General features: G+C 60.0%; 13 protein-coding genes. 6 read left to right on the top strand and 7 right to left on the bottom strand.

The genetic code is table 11. The annotated features are described in order from the left end of the window. Positions 1-194: 194 nt before the first annotated feature. From JFU58_RS17610 to JFU58_RS17600, 3 genes are all read left to right on the top strand, one after another. Positions 195-1,325: a carbon-nitrogen hydrolase family protein gene (locus tag JFU58_RS17610; RefSeq protein ID WP_063028619.1), complete on the top strand. Its 1,131-nt coding sequence runs from the start codon at positions 195-197 to the stop codon at positions 1,323-1,325. 4 nt (positions 1,326-1,329) lie between these two features. Then, complete coding sequence (locus JFU58_RS17605; RefSeq protein ID WP_017476944.1) at positions 1,330-2,364, top strand: AraC family transcriptional regulator; 1,035 nt, start codon at positions 1,330-1,332, stop codon at positions 2,362-2,364. A 300-nt stretch (positions 2,365-2,664) separates the two neighbouring features. Then, the gene (locus JFU58_RS17600) at positions 2,665-3,684 is read left to right on the top strand and encodes a transketolase-like TK C-terminal-containing protein (protein WP_201141394.1); all 1,020 of its coding nucleotides are present in this window, start codon (positions 2,665-2,667) and stop codon (positions 3,682-3,684) included. A 134-nt stretch (positions 3,685-3,818) separates the two neighbouring features. Here the strand turns inward: JFU58_RS17600 and JFU58_RS17595 are convergent, their stop codons facing one another. Next, positions 3,819-4,289 carry a MarR family winged helix-turn-helix transcriptional regulator gene (locus JFU58_RS17595; RefSeq protein WP_093207994.1) on the bottom strand — a complete coding sequence of 157 codons (471 nt, stop codon included), beginning with the start codon at positions 4,287-4,289 and terminating at the stop codon, positions 3,819-3,821. 146 nt (positions 4,290-4,435) lie between these two features. Here JFU58_RS17595 and aceE point away from each other — a divergent pair, with 146 nt between their 5' ends. Next, the gene (gene aceE, locus JFU58_RS17590; RefSeq protein WP_201141392.1) at positions 4,436-7,105 is read left to right on the top strand and encodes a pyruvate dehydrogenase (acetyl-transferring), homodimeric type; all 2,670 of its coding nucleotides are present in this window, start codon (positions 4,436-4,438) and stop codon (positions 7,103-7,105) included. Here the strand turns inward: aceE and JFU58_RS17585 are convergent, their stop codons facing one another. Both JFU58_RS17585 and JFU58_RS17580 read right to left on the bottom strand, forming a co-directional pair. Beyond that, the gene (locus JFU58_RS17585) at positions 7,106-7,948 is read right to left on the bottom strand and encodes a DUF2242 domain-containing protein (protein ID WP_201141390.1); all 843 of its coding nucleotides are present in this window, start codon (positions 7,946-7,948) and stop codon (positions 7,106-7,108) included. An 89-nt stretch (positions 7,949-8,037) separates the two neighbouring features. After that, positions 8,038-8,937, bottom strand: a complete 900-nt coding sequence (locus JFU58_RS17580; RefSeq protein WP_201141388.1) for a LysR family transcriptional regulator — start codon at positions 8,935-8,937, stop codon at positions 8,038-8,040. Positions 8,938-9,064: 127 nt separating this feature from the next. Here JFU58_RS17580 and JFU58_RS17575 point away from each other — a divergent pair, with 127 nt between their 5' ends. After that, complete coding sequence (locus tag JFU58_RS17575) at positions 9,065-10,243, top strand: MFS transporter (protein WP_177071505.1); 1,179 nt, start codon at positions 9,065-9,067, stop codon at positions 10,241-10,243. A gap of 115 nt (positions 10,244-10,358) precedes the next feature. Then, positions 10,359-11,693 (top strand): Na+/H+ antiporter NhaA, encoded by a 1,335-nt coding sequence (gene nhaA / locus JFU58_RS17570; protein ID WP_201141386.1) that lies wholly within the window; start codon positions 10,359-10,361, stop codon positions 11,691-11,693. A 91-nt stretch (positions 11,694-11,784) separates the two neighbouring features. Here nhaA and JFU58_RS17565 read toward each other — a convergent pair whose 3' ends face one another. The 4 genes from JFU58_RS17565 to clpX form a co-directional block, all read right to left on the bottom strand. Further along, a complete protein-coding gene (locus JFU58_RS17565) occupies positions 11,785-13,659 on the bottom strand; it encodes a SurA N-terminal domain-containing protein (RefSeq protein WP_177026942.1) in 1,875 nt (624 codons plus the stop codon). A gap of 230 nt (positions 13,660-13,889) precedes the next feature. Next, positions 13,890-14,162, bottom strand: a complete 273-nt coding sequence (locus tag JFU58_RS17560) for an HU family DNA-binding protein (protein ID WP_003174819.1) — start codon at positions 14,160-14,162, stop codon at positions 13,890-13,892. A gap of 146 nt (positions 14,163-14,308) precedes the next feature. Then, a complete protein-coding gene (lon, locus tag JFU58_RS17555; RefSeq protein WP_063028604.1) occupies positions 14,309-16,705 on the bottom strand; it encodes an endopeptidase La in 2,397 nt (798 codons plus the stop codon). A 151-nt stretch (positions 16,706-16,856) separates the two neighbouring features. Next, entirely contained in the window at positions 16,857-18,140 is a 1,284-nt protein-coding gene (clpX, locus tag JFU58_RS17550) for an ATP-dependent Clp protease ATP-binding subunit ClpX (RefSeq protein WP_003207856.1), read from the bottom strand. Between the last annotated feature and the right edge of the window lie 102 nt (positions 18,141-18,242).

Below are 18,242 nucleotides of genomic sequence, written 5' to 3'. Positions count from 1 at the left end.
GATCATCACGGGACGTGGAGCGCTCGAATGGCACTCCATCGGTTTATGTCCCACAGCCTAAGAGGCTGCCGGTTGCCGCTCAATGACTGTAACTGACAAGTTATTGATCCAAATGCGCAGCGCCCCTTGGCAACCGTGTACATGAGCCCTACCCTAGGTACCGAACCCTGCACCCGGTCCGTTGTCTTTTTCCCATGCGTAAACTTCTTGGATTCACCCTCATCATGGCCCTGGTCGCCGCCGTTTCCGCCTATCTGGTCTGGACCCAGGAGCGCCCCGTGGGCCATTACCTGTCCGACCTGCGGATCAACCTGGCCGTCGACCAAGGCGTGCCCGCCGACCGCGGTAACCTGCTGGGCATCCAGCCGGAACTCTTCCCCGCCGACTACCAGAGCCTGGAACGCCTGCACCTGAAGCTGGCGGCCTATCTGCAAAAGGCCCGCGACCAGGGCTTGATCAACGACAAGACCATCGTGGTGCTGCCGGAACATATCGGCACCTGGCTGATGGTCAGCGGCGAAAAGAACGAGCTGTATCAGGCCACCAACCTCAAGGACGCGATGAACTGGCTGTCGGCGAGCAACCCGCTGCTGTTCCTGCGGGCGTTGATCAGCGCCAAGGGTGATGACCGTATTGACGACGCCTACCTGCGCATGAAGGCTCCGGCCATGGCCCGCGACTATCAGGTGCTGTTCGGCGGTCTGGCCAAGGAATTCGGCGTGACCCTGGTAGCCGGCTCCATTGCCCTGCCCAACCCGAGCGTCAGCCAGGGCCAGCTGCAGATCGGCCATGGCGCGCTGTACAACACCAGCGTGGTATTCGACCGTGATGGCTTGGCGGTGGGCCAGCCGCAACGCCAGCTGTATCCGATTTTCGATGAGCGCGGTTTTATCGAACCCGGCGACGAAAACACCGTCAGCGTGGTCGACACCCCGGCCGGGCGCCTGGGCATCCTGATCGGCAGCGACAGCTGGTACCCGGACAATTACCGCAAGCTCAACGAGCAAGGCGCCCAGTTGGTGGCCGTCCCGGCCTTCGTGATTGGCCGCGAGACCTGGGACAAGCCGTGGCGCGGCTTCAAAAGCGTGTCGACGCCGCCGGAAATCAGCCTCAAGCCCGAAGAACTCAGCGAAGGCGAAGCCTGGCACCGCCTGACTCTGATCAGCCAACAACCCATCAGCCAGGCGACTGCCGGCATGAGCGTGTTCCTGCGCGGGCAGTTCTTTGACATGGGCAGCGCCGGGCAAAGCTTCCTCAGCAGCAACGGCCAGGTGTTCGCCGACGGCAATGCCCGTGGCGCGCGCCTGCTGAACGTGTGGCTGTAACACGATGAAACCGGTGCGGCTTGGGGATTTGTCGGTGGGCTTCGTCCACACCTTGGCCGATGCGATCCACAGCCATGGCCTGGACCCGCAACCGTTGCTGCTGCAATACGGCCTTGACCCGGCCCGCCTGGCCGAGGCCGGCGCGCGCTTGTCGATCCCGCGCTATATGCGCCTGGGCCACGCCGCCATCCAGCTGACCGGCGACGCCAGTCTGGGGCTGCGCATGGGCCAGCTCAGCCGCTTGAGCCAGGCTGGCCTCGCCGGTGTCACCGCCGCCCAGGCCCCTACCGTGCGCGAAGCCGCCCGCACCCTGACACGCTTCGAAGCCTTGTACGGCTCCAACTATCGTGGCCAGTCGAGCTTTCACGAGGATACGGATGGGGCCTGGCTACGCTTCTATTCCATCAGCCCGTACAACGCCTATAACCGCTTTGTGGTGGACTCGATCATCGCCGGGTGGCTGCATCAGTTGTCGAGCCTGAGCCTGCAACCGGTGCAGGCGCAGCGCATCGAAATCGAATTCGAAGCACCGGACTACAGCGAGCGCTACAGCGTGCTGGGGGACTGCCCGATCCAGTTTGGCGCCGAGCACAATCAACTGCGCCTGAGCCAGCAAACCCTGGCCATGCGCAACCCGGAACATTGCCCGAGTACCTGGCAATTACTGGTGCAATTGTGTGAACGAGAACTGGAGCAGTTGACGCGCACCCGCAGCCTGCGCGAGCGCATTACCCGGTTGCTCGGGCCGATGCTCAATGGTGGCCGGGAACCCGACCTGGAAGAAGTGGCGTCACGCTTGAAACTGCCGACCTGGACCTTGCGGCGCAAGCTGGCGGAAGAAGGGACTCAGTTCCGGGCGATTCTCAATGACACTCGCCGCGACCTGGCCATGACCTACATTCGCGATACCGAACTGGCGTTCGGTGAAATTGCCTATTTGCTCGGCTTTGCTTCAGCAGAAGCCTTTCAACGCGCCTTCAAGCGCTGGAACAGCCAGACCCCAGGGGAATTTCGCCGCAGTCAGCGGCATTCCGCCTGACGTCTGTCTTACAGCTCGGTGGCATCATCGGCCGGATCCAGCGGATCCAGTTCAAAGGCCTGGTACTCCAACAGTTCTTCCTGGTAATCGTCCATGGTTGACTCCTTGTTTTATGAAAAGGGGTTGCTTAATGACCTGCACAACCAGCCTAAAGTGCCGCCATGACGAAAAAATGTCCGTGGCATGACGTTCCTGCACTTCAAGATTAAACGTAGCAGTGTTGCGTTGATTTAGCCGGATGAATTTTAGATGCAACTGCAATCATTGCAATTGCAATCAAAAGCGGAATTCCATTAGGGTATGGGCACCCGTTGCCAAGCGACCCTGCTCATGACTGCCAGCACCGAACGCTCTGCCCTGATCTGTATCGACGCCCTGAATGCAATGCAGCAGCCCCGCTGCTCGCCCCTGTATAGCGTGATGACCATGGCCAACACCTTGGAGTCCAGCCGGCAGGCGTGGGTGATTCGCGGCCAGTCGCGCTCGCGCCGGGTGATGAGCTGGCCCACGTGGTTTGCGCGCAACACCGGGGAAAAGCCCATGTTGTACCTGCACACGGCCGCGTCATCGGCGCAGTTGCGCGCATTGTCCAGCGAGACCCGCCAGCGAGGCATCTTGTGCAACGACAATGAAACCCGGCCCTCCCCATCACTGCCCTTGTGGTTGGCCAGTAATCCCCACTGCACACCTTATGACCCGGCCTCCGGCGAGGAAGCGCGGGCGGTAGTGCTGGCGGCTTTGCAGGCGCTGTATGTCGACGGAGAGCCGGGGTTTTATTACCTGGCATTGCACGATCAATACGACGGGCCAGGGCTGAGCCCGCAGGATCGTGACCATGCACTCAGGGGCATGTACCGGGTCCGGCGCTCATACACGAGTGAATTGAAGGTGCGGTTGCTGGGCGCGGGTCGAGCGTTTGAAGAAGTCGTGCACGCCGCGCAGTTGCTCGAAACGGATTGGAACGTCGCGGCACAACTGTGGAGCTGCCCCAGCTACACACGGCTGGCCCGTGAGGCGGATGCGGCGCAACGCTGGAACCGCCTGCATACGTTGGCACCGAAGCGCAGTTGTCATTTAAGGGATTGCCTGGCTGGGGATGGCGCGCCGGTGGTCGCGGTTACCGGGTATCCGCAGCCGATCGTTGATCAGTTGGCGGGGTATGTGGATGCGCGGTTTGTAGCCTTGGGCGCGGGCTCGGTGGAAACGTCACCACCCAGTCGATATTGGGTAGCGGTGCTGGCATTGAAGGCGCTGGCGGATGACGGCCGTATCGAAGTAGAACAGGTAGAAGCCGCCCTGCATCGATATCACCTTAGATGAATGGAATGCGATCAAATGTGGGAGCTGGCTTGCCTGCGATAGCGGGGTGCCAGGCGCCGATACTTTGGCAGACCGTCCGCTATCGCAGGCAAGCCAGCTCCCACCCTGGATCTCGGTGCTATCTGATATTTGCTTCAGGTCTTACGCCGCCCACGGGTCTGCACACCCGCCTCCATCGCCAGCCCCGCCGTGCGTTCCAGCGCCTCGGCAAAGCCCCGGCGTTGATCGCTGTCGAGCTGCGACAGAAACAACTCATCCACGCTGCTTTCGTAGATTTTCCACATCTTTTTGCGCAACACCCGGCCCGCGTCGGTGATTGAGACAAAGGCAGCACGCCCGTCACCGTCGGAGCGCGAACGCACCACCAGGCCGTCCTTTTCCAGACGGTCCACGAGGCGCGTCAAGTTGTAGCGCTCGATGGCCAGTACATCGGCCAATTCGTGCATGCGCCGAGTGCCATCGGGGCCACTTTCCAGGCCCCACAAAGCGTCGTACCAGGCATACGGCGGCAGACCGGCATCGGCCAGGCGCCGTTCGATTTCACGGATGACCGTCCTGTGGGCCCGAACAAAACGAAACCAGACATCAGGCTCTTTCGACGACATGCAACACCAATCCGGGGAATTTCAAGAAGGTTGCAATAGTAGCTCATCCCACGCTAGATTCAGCCATGTAGTTGCAATTGCAACTACATTCGCAAAGCTCCCACAAGGAGCCCACACGCTGAAACCCGTCCACCCTGGAGCCTGACATGACCCCGAACACTGCAGTACGCCTCGACGACGATCCACAGGAAACCCGCGAATGGCTGGAGTCCATCGAATCGGTGCTGACCACCGAAGGCCGCCCGCGTGCGCATTACCTGATTGATCAGTTGCTGGATTTCGATGTGGCGCGGCATGGCGACTTCTACGGGCGGGTGACCACGCCTTACGTCAACACGATCCCGGTGGACCGTCAGTTGCCCTACCCCGGCAACCTGGCCACCGAGCGCCGCCTGAACGCGTTTATCCGCTGGAACGCCATGGCCATGGTGCTGCGCGCCGGCAAACATTCCGGCGTGGGTGGGCATATCGCGACCTACGCGTCGGCTGCCGTGCTGTATGACGTAGGCTTCGACCACTTCTTCCGTGGCCGAACTGACAGCTTCGATGGCGACCTGGTGTATATCCAGGGCCACTCGGCACCGGGCATTTACGGGCGGGCGTACCTCGAAGGCCGAATCAGCGAAGCGCAACTGGACAATTTCCGTCGGGAAGCCGGCGGCGACGGCTTATCGTCCTATCCGCACCCACGGCTGATGCCGGACTTCTGGCAATTTCCTACGGTGTCCATGGGTCTCGGACCGATCACCGCCGCCTACCAGGCGCGCTTCATGCGCTACCTGGAGTTCCGCGACCTCAAGCAGCACCAGGGCCGCAAGGTGTGGGCGTTCCTCGGTGATGGCGAGATGGATCAGCCGGAATCCCTGGCGGCCATTTCCCTGGCCGGGCGCGAGAAACTCGACAACCTGATCTTCGTGGTCAACTGCAACCTGCAACGCCTCGATGGTCCGGTGCGCGGCAACGCGAAGGTGATCCAGGAATTCGAAAGCCTGTACCGCGCCGCCGGCTGGAACGTGATCAAGGTGATCTGGGGTGGCGGCTGGGATGCGCTGCTGGAAAAGGACAAAAGCGGCTTGCTGCGCCAGCGCATGATGGAATGCGTGGACGGCGACTATCAGAACTACAAATCGCAAAACGGCGCCTACGTGCGGGAACACTTCTTCGGCAAATACCCCGAGTTGCTGGCGCTGGTGGCGGACATGTCCGACGACGATATCTGGAAACTCTCACGGGGCGGCCATGACCCGGACAAAGTCTACAACGCCTATGCCGCCGCAGTGCGCCACAGCGGCCAGCCGACGGTGATCCTGGCGAAAACCGTCAAGGGCTTCGGCATGGGCGAGGCCGGCGAAGGCCAGAACATCAACCACCAGTTGAAAAAGATGGGCGCTGATGCCGTCAAAGCCTTCCGTGATCGCTTCGGGCTGGAAGTGGCCGACGATCAACTGGCCGAAATCCCGTATCTCAAACCGGCCGCCGACAGTGAAGAAGCGCGCTATTTCGCCGCTCGCCGCCAGTCGCTGGGGGGTTACGTACCGGCTCGCCACAGCGCGGTCGAGTCGTTGAAGATCCCCGAACTGGAGGCCTTCGCCACCCAACTCAAGGACACTGGCGAGCGCGCGATTTCCACCACCATGGCCTTTGTGCGCATCCTCGGCACGCTGCTCAAGGACCCGAACCTGGGCAAGTTGATCGTGCCCATCGTGCCGGACGAGTCCCGCACCTTCGGCATGGAAAGCCTGTTCCGCCAGATCGGCATTCACTCCGCTGTCGGCCAGCTCTACACCCCACAGGATGCCGGCCAGCTGTCCTACTACAAGGAGAGCAAGGACGGACAGATCATGCAGGAAGGCCTGAATGAATCCGGCGCCATTTCCTCGTGGATCGCCGCGAGTACGTCTTACGCCAACCACGGGTTGATGACCGTGCCGTTCTATATCTTCTATTCGATGTTCGGCTTCCAGCGAGTGGGCGACCTTGCCTGGGCCGCGGGCGATGCGCGGGCGCGGGGCTTCCTGCTGGGGGCGACCGCCGGACGCACCACACTGATGGGCGAAGGCCTGCAGCATGACGATGGCCACGGCCATGTGCTGTCATCGGTGATCCCGTGCTGCGTTTCCTACGACCCGACCTTTGCCTTCGAGCTGGCAGTGATCATTCGCGAGGGCATGCGCCGGATGTATGTCGAGCAAGAGGACATCTACTACTACATTACCCTGCTCAACGAAAACTACCCGCACCCGGCGATGCCCGAAGGTGTCGAGGATGGGATTCTCAAGGGCATGTATCGGTTGAAGGCGGCTGAAGACACCGTGCAACCACGGGTACAGCTGATGGGCAGCGGTTCGATCCTGCGGGAAGTCATCGCCGCTGCTGATTTGCTGCGGGATGACTTCGCCGTGGCCAGCGACGTGTGGAGCGTCACCAGCCTCACCGAGCTGCGCCGGGAAGGCCATGCCGTGGAACGCTGGAACCTGCTGCACCCGGAAAGCGAACCGCGTGCCAGCTATGTCGAGCAGTGCCTTGAGGGCCAGGCCGGGCCCGTGGTGGTCGCCACCGACTACATGAAGATATTTGCTGATCAGATCCGCCCGTTCGTGCCGGGTCGACGCTTTGTGGCGCTGGGCACTGATGGCTTCGGGCAATCGGATACCCGCGAAGCCTTGCGCGAGTTCTTTGAGGTGGACCGTTACTTCATTGCACTGGCGGCCTTGAAGGCGCTGGCGGATGACGGCCTGATCAGCCGCGCCAAGGTGGCGGAGGCGATCAGCCGCTACGGGATCAACGTCGACAAGGCCAACCCCGTAGCGGTGTAGTTACTGCGCAGGCGTCGGCAGGGGCGGAATCGCTTCGGTCGGCGCCGGCAGCGTCGGGGTGGTTGCCTCTGGGGCTGGTGCCGGGGTTTCCTTGGGAGCAATCGGCGCAGGTTCTGCCGGCGGCACAACCGGCTCCGATGCCGCAGGCACAACCGCCGGCGTCACCGGGGCTACCGGTGCGGCTGGTGCGTCTTTCGGTACTTCTTTCGAGGATTCTTTAGGCGCCTCAACCTTATCGGCCGCCGGAGCTGCCTTTGGTTCCGGAATGCCCAGGTCAGCCTTGGGCTTCTCTGGAATATGCGCAGCCTTTTTCACTTCCTGGGGCAGGAAAACATCCACCAGCGCGAAATAACGCTCATAGAACTTTGGCGCAGACACCGTCTCGCTGGCCACCTTGACCATCGAATCATCGGTGGAGCCAATCGGCATCGACACCGAACCCAATACCCCCACACCCAGGCTGGCGGAGTTATTGACCTTCTTCAGCGCGTAGCGGTCCTGCAAGGCGTTGGCGAACATCGTCGAGTGATGATTGCCACTGCCATCGTCGGCACAGACCACGTTGAAGCTGATCTGCAGGTGAGTTTCGCCGGTCTGCTGGAAGCTCTTGTTACCCGCCACCAGCTTTGGATCGCTGCTGGTAATGATGTAACCCTGGCTCAACAGCGCACGCCGCGCCGCTTCACAGGCCGCGGTGTCACTGACCGGGTAATCACGGGAAAACGTACCGGAGTCGTCGAAATTCTCATGTTCATAAATAGCGGTCTTGGGTGACGAGCAGCCCGCAGCGCCCGCCAGCACCAGCGCCAACCCGAGGCTACGCAAGTGAAATGATGTCGACATCGAAAATCCTGAGGAAAACAGTCAGGGCGGTATTGTGCAACAGAACGTGGCCTTGGCGCGCGAATTCCTGTCGGTAAAACGTCACAGCCTTACGGGACGGTGTCTGCAGGAAAAAGCCGCTCGCCCATATGGTCGATAAACACGCGCAATTTCGCCGAGGCATGGCGACTTGATGGCCAGAGCATCCAGAAACTGCCGCTGTGGTCCAGGTAATAGTCCAGCACCCGCTGCAACCGGCCCTGCTCCACCGATTCGCGGACCATGAAGTCCGGCAGGCAGGCAATCCCCAGGCCTGCATGGGCCACATGCATCAACGATTCGATGGTGGTGGAGACCAGCGGCGCACGCAGGACCGGCTCCGGCACGCCCGGTTCCGGGCGCAGTGGCCAGGCTTCCAGCTTGCCGGTGGCGCAGAATTTGTGGCGCAGGCAGGCGTGGTCGTTCAAGTCCCGAGGCTGACGCGGCGTGCCATGCAAGCGCAGGTATTCCGGGGAGGCCACCAGCACCAGCCGGTAATACCCGAGGTGGCGTGCCATCAAGCGCGAATCCTCGGGTTTGCCGGTGCGGATCACCGCGTCGAACCCTTCCTCGATCACGTCCACCATGCGGTCGGAGAAGTCCACATCCAGCTCAATCTCTGGATAGGCCCGCATGAAATCCGTCAGCACCGGCATCAACAGGCCGCGCACTTGGGGCAGGCTCACACGCAGCTTGCCTCTGGGTGTGGCGGATGCCTGGCTCAGTTCCTGTTCTGCAGCCTCGACCTCTGCCAGGATCCGTCGGGAGCGTTCGAGAAACAGCGCGCCCTCGCTGGTCAACGTGATGCTGCGGGTGCTGCGATGGAACAGCCGAACACCCAGGCGCTCTTCAATGCGCGCGATGCTTTTGCCAATCGCCGAGGACGACACCCCCAGCAGGCGCCCAGCCTCGGTAAAGCTGCGGGTCTCCGCCACCTGCACAAACACTGAAATACTGCCGAGGCTGTCCATCGTCTCGCTCCCAAGGATTGCGGACGTTGGCGTCCGATAAGTTCGGAACCTTAGCCTGTTTTTCTCCAGCGTGCAGCACCCTACTCTGGCTCCCTGCCCTTACGCCTGAACACCGGAGCCACCCAACATGAGCGACAACGCCTTACCTTCCCCGCCCCTTGCGGCCAGCCGTGAACGCTTGCCCCTGGGCGGTCTGCTGGCATTGGCTACCGCCGGCTTCATCACCATCCTCACCGAAGCCATGCCCGCGGGCCTGCTCCCGCAAATGGGCGCTGGCCTCGGGGTGTCCGACGCCTTGGTGGGCCAGTTGGTGACCCTTTACGCCCTTGGTTCCCTGCTGGCGGCGATTCCCCTGACCATCGCCACCCGGGGCTGGCGCAGGCGGCCGTTGCTGATGATTGCCATCGGCGGGTTTGCCTTGGTCAACAGTGTGACGGCGTTTTCCAGCGATTACCTGCTGACCCTGGTGGCGAGGTTCTTCGCCGGGGTGTTCGCGGGATTGCTTTGGGCGCTGCTGGCCGGCTATGCCAGCCGTATGGTTGCGCCGCACTTGCAAGGGAGGGCAATTGCCGTGGCCATGCTCGGCGCGCCATTGGCCCTGTCACTCGGCGTGCCAGCCGGGACATTCCTGGGCACCACGGTAGGCTGGCGCCTGAGCTTTGCAATCATGACCGGCCTGACGGTTGTGCTGCTGGCCTGGGTGCGCTGGCAGGTCCCGGACTTTGCCGGGCAGCGAGCGGAAAAACGCCTGGGACTGCGCCAGGTGCTGGCACTGCCGGGGATTCGTCCGGTGCTGTTTGTGACCTTCACCTACGTGCTGGCCCATAACATTCTCTACACCTATATCGCGCCGTTCCTGGTACCTGCCGGGATCGCCGCAGACATCGATCAGGTGCTGCTGGTGTTTGGCCTGGCAGCACTGCTGGGCATTTGGGTGGTCGGCGCGCTGATTGATCAGCGGCTGCGGGCCTTGTTGGTGATCAGTTGCGGGATGTTCGCACTCTCAGCATTGGCGCTGGCGTTCTGGATTACCTCGCCGGCCGTGATCTACACCACCGTGACGTTATGGGGGCTGGCGTTTGGCGGCCTCCCGGCATTGCTGCAAACGGCGCTGGCCAAGTCAGCCGGAGATTCAGCCGATGCCGCACAGTCGATGCTGGTGACGGTATGGAACCTGGGCATCGCCGGCGGCGGGCTGCTCGGCGGCATGTTGCTGCAAGGTTGGGGAGTGACGTCGTTTCCGTGGGCGGTCGCCGCGTTGGTCGTGCTGGCCCTGATGGCAACGTTGCGTTTAACCGATGTTTAAACGAAACGTGACGTGATGTTTCTTAACTCTTATGATCGCCCTGGGTGCGCTGCTGCATACGGCACAGCGCAGGTTAAAGGATAAGCATTGGTCGGGCCGCCAATGGAGACTTGTCGTGCCTGATAAACACCCTGCTATTCCTCGCCCCCAGGTTTTGGTCGAAGGCGCCCTGTCTGCATTGGAGCGGTTTTCACGCATCGAGGCCGTCAGCGGCATCGTGCTGCTGCTGGCGGCGATTGTCGCGCTGATCTGGGCCAACAGCCCGATCGCCGATTCCTACGAACACTTCTGGAACACCCCACTCACCATCGGGCTGGGAGACTTCACGGTCTCGCGCTCGTTGCACTTCCTGGTGAACGACGGGTTGATGACCATCTTCTTCCTGGTGGTGGGCGCCGAGATTCGCCAGGAGATCAGGGACGGCGCACTCGCCAACCTGAAACTCGCTACCCTGCCCTTGGGCGCTGCGCTGGGTGGCGTGCTGATGCCGGCCCTGATTTACACCCTGCTCAATCATGGCACCGAAGCGGCCAGCGGCTGGGCCGTGCCCACCGCCACCGACATCGCGTTTGCCGTAGGCGTGCTGGCGCTGCTGGGTAAATCGATTCCGGCTGGCGTGCGCATCTTGCTCCTGGCGCTGGCGATCATTGATGACATCGTCGCCATCCTGATCATCGCGATCTTCTACACCGCAAGCCTTGACTACATGGGCCTGGTGATCGCGGCCTGTGGGTTGGCGCTGGTGCTGATTTTCCAGCGGATGGGCATCGGCAAGGCCGTTGTGTACCTGTTGCCAGGGGCGATTGTCTGGTTTGGCTTGCTTAAGACCGGCGTCCATCCGACGCTCGCGGGCGTCATGCTTGGCCTGATAACGCCCGTCACTTCCAGACCGACTCGGGAACGCCCTCTGGACACCATCGGGCGCACATTTAACGAACTGATGGACCGGCTTTCGCATCCGTCAGAAAGTGCCCATCAGGTCGCCAAGCCATTGAAGCAATTGAGACAGGCCCAACGGGAAATGTTGCCGCCGGTGCAGCGGATTCAAGCCGGGTTACACCCATGGGTGGCCTTCGGCGTCATGCCACTGTTTGCCCTGGCCAACGCGGGGGTGAGCCTGCAAGGGTTCAACCTGAACGACCCGCTGCCCCACGGGGTGTTCATGGGGGTCATCCTGGCATTGGTGCTCGGCAAGCCGCTGGGAGTGATGCTGGCGAGTTTCGTGCTGGTCAAGTTGAATATCTGCAAACTGCCGGAGGGCGTGACCTGGAACGGCGTCGCCCTGGTGGGCCTGCTGGCGGGAATTGGTTTCACCATGTCGATTTTCATCTCGTCGCTGGCCTTCTCCGATCCGACGCTGCTGTCGGCTGCCAAGCTGAGTGTGCTGAGCGCTTCAACCCTGGCGGCTGTGATTGGCCTGAGTTGGGGCAAGTTCAAGTTTGCGCGTTGAATCAACGGCTCGTTGAGTCAGCTGCTTGAGTGGATAAAAAAAGACCCCGGTCTCTTCAGGCCGGGGTCTTTTTATTCAGGCGGTAACGCGATCAGAACTTCTTGATCTCAGCCTTGGTTTCCAGCTGCTTGCGATAGGCAGCGAAGTCTTGCTGACCGATACGCGAAGCGAGGAAGCGGCGGTACTGAGCCTTCTCGTCATCGGTCGGGGCAGCGGCTTCGTTGACCGCGTTCAAGCGCACGATCACCAGGCTACCGTCTGGCAGGGTCACGCTGGTGAAGGTCGGCTTGTCCTTGGCCGCAGGCTTTGGCATGCGGAACAGGGCTTGCAGCACGGCAGGCTCGACGCCTTCCTGGCCACGGGTGGCCGCTTCGGTGACTTTCCAGGCCTGGCCATCCACCGGCTGGTTCAGCGGTGTCTTGCCATCACGCAGGTTGGCAATCAGCTCGTCCGCGTGAGTCTTCGCCGCAGCGCTTGCGCGCTCCTTGGTCAACTGGGCACGGATGGCCGTGGCAACGCTTTCCAGCGGCAGCTGGGTAGGCTTCAGGTGCTCTTTGGCACGCAGCACCACGATGGTTTCCGGATCCAGCTCGATGGCGGTGCTGTTGGCACCTTCATCCAGTACTTCAGGGCTGAATGCAGCGGTCACCACGGCACGATTGGCAGCAATGCCTTCACCACCCTCACGGCCAAACGGCGCGGAGGTGTGCACGGTCAGCTTCAGGTCCGACGCCGGCTGGGCCAGGTCGGAAGCTTCGAATGCAGCGTCTTCCAGTTGCTTGGTCGCGTCGACGAAACGCTGTTCAACCTGCTGGGTCTTGAGCTCGCGGGTCAGCTTGTCTTTCAGGCTGGCGAACGATGGCACTTCTGGTGCTTCAACGCCCAACAGCTTGATCAGGTGCCAGCCGAAGCTCGAACGCACCGGTGCCGAGACCTGGTCCTTGTTCAACGCGTACAGCGCTGTTTCGAAGGCAGGGTCGTAGACGCCAGGACCGGCGAAACCGAGGTCACCGCCGTTGTTCGCAGAACCTGGATCCTGGGAGAACTCTTTGGCCAGGGCTTCGAATTTCTCGCCTTTGGCCAGGCGTGCCTGGATCTCTTCGATCTTGGCCTTGGCCTGCTCGTCAGTGGTCTTGTCGTTGACTTCAATCAGGATGTGCGCCGCGCGACGCTGTTCAGCGAGGTTGGCGGTTTCTTTCTGATAGAGGGCTTGCAGCTCATCGTCCTTGACCGCGACCTGGTCGAAGAAGGAAGCCTTCTTCAGCTCCAGATAGTCGATGACCACCTGATCCGGGGTCATGAACTCTTTGGCGTGCTGGTCGTAGTAAGCCTTGACCTCGTCGTCGGTGATCTTCACTGCCGCAGGGTCGGCCTTGATGCTGACGGTGGCGAAGTCGCGGGTCTGTTTTTCCAGACGGGCGAAAGCGAGCACTTCGGCATCAGTCACAAAACCGCTACCGGCAATACCAGCACGCACCTGGCCGATCAGCATTTCCTGGCTCAGCATCTGACGAAATTGCATACGGCTGTAACCCAGCTGACGGATCACCTGGTCGAAACGCTCAGCGTTGAACTGGCCATCCACCTGGAATTCCGGCGTCTGCAGGATCACTTGATCCAGCGCAGCTTCGGAGAAAGCGAATTTCGAATCGGCAGCGCCTTGCAGCAGCAGCTTGCGATCGATCAGGCTTTTAAGAGCGGCGTCGCGCAGCAGCTTTTCGTCCAGCAAGGAAGCATCGAAGTCCTTGCCCAGCTGTTGCATCAGCTGACGACGTTGCATGTCGACGGCCTGGCCCAGTTCACTTTGGGTGATTTCTTCACCGTTGACCTTGGCCACGTCCTGCTTGTTGTTGGTCGAAGCCTGAAAAATAGCCTCGATACCGGTGAACGCCATCAATGCGACGATGATCCCGATAATAGTTTTGGCAATCCAGCCTTGTGAATTGTCCCTGATATTCTGCAGCATGCGTCCCCCAGAAACGGTTGAACTTCAAAATTAGGCAACCGTGGAGCGTGGGTAGAGTCCGGATAGAAGAAAGGCGCATCCGAGGATGCGCCTTCTCGTAACTGGCGGAGCGGACGGGGGTTTGAACCCACACCCCCGGCGTGGCGACCCGATGGATACTTGGGTCAGCTGCCGCTCCGCTGCCAGGTCAGACCTTCGTCCGACCCGGATGGGTAAGGCTTGAGCGAAGCTTAGTTAACAGCTTCTTTCAGGGCTTTACCGGCTTTGAAACCTGGTTTTTTGGCAGCGGCGATTTGCAGAGCCTTGCCAGTCTGTGGGTTACGACCAGTGCGAGCTGGACGATCGGTCACAGAGAAAGTACCGAAACCAACCAGTACCACAGAGTCGCCGGCCTTGAGAGCGCCAGTGACGGATTCGATTACTGCGTCCAGCGCACGGCCAGCAGCGGCTTTCGGGATATCAGCAGATGCAGCGATAGCATCAATCAGTTCCGACTTGTTCACTCTAAGTCCCCTTTTATCTATTGAGTATGATTCTAAGTTTTTTGGTGAAAGCAAAAACCAGTGCTGAATGGCCTACAGACACTTAAGAGCCGCTTTATAACAAGGGCTCTAAAAAGCTGTCAAGGAAGCCCCCAGGCTTAAACGTATTAATGCGTGCTAATTCTTTCCTTAGAGTCAGACTCGCGTTTTTCATCCTTTGCAACTATCTCCGGAGCCACATCCGGCAAGGGCTCCGGCGCGTATTGCAGCGCAATTTGCAGGACCTCGTCAATCCATTTAACCGGTTTAATCTGCAGATCCTGCTTGATATTGTCAGGAATCTCCTTCAAGTCGCGAACATTCTCTTCAGGAATGATCACGGTCTTGATACCACCACGGTGTGCAGCCAGCAATTTCTCTTTGAGGCCACCAATGGCCAGTACCTGACCACGCAGGGTGATTTCCCCGGTCATGGCGACATCGGCGCGCACCGGAATGCCGGTCAGTGCTGATACCAGTGCCGTGCACATGCCTACGCCTGCGCTAGGGCCGTCTTTCGGGGTCGCCCCTTCCGGCATGTGGATGTGGGTGTCGTGCTTCTCGTGGAAGTCCAGGGGGATCCCCAGGCTCTTGGCGCGGCTGCGCACCACGGTCTGCGCGGCAGTGATGGATTCGACCATCACGTCCCCCAGGGAACCGGTCTTGATCAGTTGCCCTTTGCCCGGGATAACGGCGGCCTCGATGGTCAGCAATTCGCCGCCCACTTGTGTCCACGCCAGGCCAGTGACCTGACCCACCTGGTCCTGCTGCTCAGCCAGGCCGTAGCGGAATTTACGCACGCCCAGGAAGTGTTCCAGCAGGTCAGCGGTGACCTTCACCGAGAAGCGTTTTTCCAGCGCATGTTCCTTCACGGCCTTGCGGCAGATCTTCGCCAGTTGACGCTCAAGGCCCCGCACACCGGCCTCGCGGGTGTAGAAACGAATGATGTCGCGGATCGCGTCGGCATCAAATTCGATCTCGCCTTTTTTCAGGCCGTTGGCCGCAATCTGCTTGGGCGAGAGGTATTTGACAGCGATGTTGATCTTCTCGTCCTCGGTGTAACCCGGCAGACGAATCACCTCCATCCGGTCCAGCAAGGCTGGCGGAATATTCATCGAGTTGGAGGTGCACAGGAACATTACGTCGGACAGGTCGTAGTCGACTTCCAGGTAATGGTCGTTGAAATTGTGGTTCTGCTCAGGGTCGAGTACTTCCAGCAAAGCCGATGCCGGATCGCCACGCATATCGCTGCCCATTTTGTCGATTTCATCGAGCAGGAACAGCGGGTTGCGCACACCCACCTTTGTCATCTTTTGAATCAATCTTCCTGGCATCGAACCGATATAAGTCCGGCGATGACCACGGATTTCCGCTTCATCACGCACGCCACCCAAGGCCATGCGTACGAATTTACGGTTTGTTGCGTGAGCAATCGACTCGGCCAGCGAGGTTTTACCCACGCCAGGAGGACCGACCAGGCACAACACCGGGCCGCGAATCTTCTTCACGCGCTTTTGCACGGCAAGGTATTCGAGGATGCGTTCTTTGACTTCCTCGAGACCGTAGTGATCGGCGTCCAGAATATCTTCGGCGCGAGCCAGGTCCAGGCGCACCTTGGTCTGGGCCTTCCACGGCACCTGCACGAGCCAGTCGATATACGAGCGAACCACGGTGGCTTCGGCCGACATCGGCGACATCTGCTTGAGCTTGTTCAGCTCGGCGGTGGCCTTGGTCAAGGCGTCTTTCGGCAGGCCGGCGGCGTCGATGCGCTTTTTCAGCTCTTCGATTTCGTTATGGCCTTCCTCGCTGTCGCCGAGTTCTTTCTGAATGGCCTTCATCTGCTCATTCAGGTAGTACTCGCGCTGGCTGCGCTCCATTTGCTTTTTGACACGGCCGCGAATGCGCTTCTCAACCTGCAGCAGGTCAATTTCGGCATCCAGCAGCGCCAGGACGTGTTCGACCCGGGCCGACAAATCGATGATTTCGAGAATGTCCTGCTTCTGCTCGATTTTCAGCGCCATGTGCGCGGCCATGGTGTCGACCAGGCGACTTGGCTCATCAATGCTGTTGAGGGAAGAGAGGACTTCTGCAGGAACTTTCTTGCCCAACTGCACGTATTGCTCGAACTGGGACAGCAAGCTGCGCACGAACACTTCGGATTCGCGCTCAGGGGCGTCGACTTCGTCGATCAGCGCCACTTCGGCGCGCAGGTGGCCGTCCACTTCCATGAAGCGCTCGACCGCACCGCGCTGCTCACCTTCCACCAGCACCTTGACGGTGCCATCAGGCAGCTTGAGCAGTTGCAGGACCGTTGCAACGGTACCAACGCGATACAGGGCGTCTTCGCCCGGATCATCGTCAGCAGGATTTCTTTGGGCCAACAGCAGGATCTGCTTGTCGCCCGTCATCGCGGCCTCGAGGGCTTCGATAGACTTCTCGCGCCCCACGAACAGCGGGATAACCATGTGCGGATAGACGACGACATCACGCAACGGCAGGAGAGGCAATTCGATGGTTGTCTTCATGATTTCGCCTCTATGACAGATGAAAGTAAGCTTGAAACCAAGATGGGGGCTGCCTGCAAAAAAAACAAGCGTAATGGCATCAGTTAAACGCAGTAAAAACAAAGGGGCCCGTCAAGGCCCCTTTATTTTGTACAGCTCGGCGGCGCAACGCTTACGCGTCTGGCGCAGCCTTGGCAGCCGGCTCACTGTTTTCGTAGATATACAGTGGCTTGGACTTACCTTCTATAACGCTTTCGTCGATCACCACTTTACTCACCTCGGACTGCGAGGGGATTTCGTACATGGTGTCGAGCAGTACGCCTTCGAGGATCGAGCGCAAACCACGGGCGCCGGTCTTGCGCTCCAGTGCCCGCTTGGCCACCGATTTGAGCGCGTCCGCACGGAACTCGAGGTCCACACCTTCCATCTCGAACAGCTTGGCATATTGCTTGGTCAGGGCGTTTTTCGGCTCGGTGAGGATCTGCATCAACGCAGCCTCATCCAACTCGTCCAACGTCGCCAGCACCGGCAGACGACCAACGAATTCCGGGATCAGACCGAACTTGACCAAATCGTCAGGCTCGACTTCACGCAGGGATTCACCGACTTTCTTGCCTTCTTCCTTGCTGCGTACTTCTGCACTGAAGCCAATGCCACCGCGGGTGGAACGGTTTTGAATAACCTTTTCCAGACCGGAGAACGCACCGCCACAGATGAACAGGATGTTGCGCGTATCAACCTGAAGGAATTCCTGCTGTGGATGCTTGCGGCCGCCTTGTGGCGGTACGGAAGCAACAGTACCTTCGATCAGTTTCAACAGCGCTTGCTGCACGCCTTCACCGGAAACGTCCCGGGTGATCGACGGGTTGTCGGATTTGCGCGAAATCTTGTCGATTTCATCGATGTAGACAATGCCCATTTGGGCCTTTTCCACGTCGTAGTCGCATTTCTGCAGCAGCTTCTGAATGATGTTCTCGACGTCTTCACCTACGTAACCGGCCTCGGTAAGAGTGGTTGCGTCGGCGATGGTGAAGGGAACGTTCAGCAGGCGAGCCAGGGTTTCTGCAAGCAGGGTTTTACCCGAACCTGTAGGACCGATCAGCAAGATGTTGCTTTTGCCGAGCTCGACATCGTCACTTTTCTTGTCACGCTGGTTCAGGCGCTTGTAGTGGTTGTACACCGCTACGGCCAGAACCTTCTTTGCACGCTCTTGACCAATCACATACTGATCAAGGATGCCGCTGATTTCTTTAGGCGAAGGCAATTTATGCGCGCTGCTTTCGGCCTGAGCTTCCTGCACCTCCTCACGGATGATGTCATTGCACAGGTCGACGCACTCGTCGCAGATAAAGACCGAGGGGCCGGCAATCAACTTGCGTACTTCATGCTGGCTTTTGCCACAGAAGGAGCAATAGAGCAGCTTGCCGTTGTCCTCGCCGTTGCGGGTGTCAGTCATTCGTTCGATCCAAATCCGATAGGCTTGCAACACAAGATGAAGGCTATTGAGGGCTTTTTCAAGCCCACTGGTGGTCGGACCTGCCGACCAGCCCTATTTTGA

This window comes from Pseudomonas sp. TH34 (assembly GCF_016650865.1).
Taxonomy (GTDB): Bacteria; Pseudomonadota; Gammaproteobacteria; order Pseudomonadales; family Pseudomonadaceae; genus Aquipseudomonas; species Aquipseudomonas yamanorum.
Note: the sequence above shows the minus strand (reverse complement) of the source record. Positions and strands in the feature narration are given on the sequence as shown.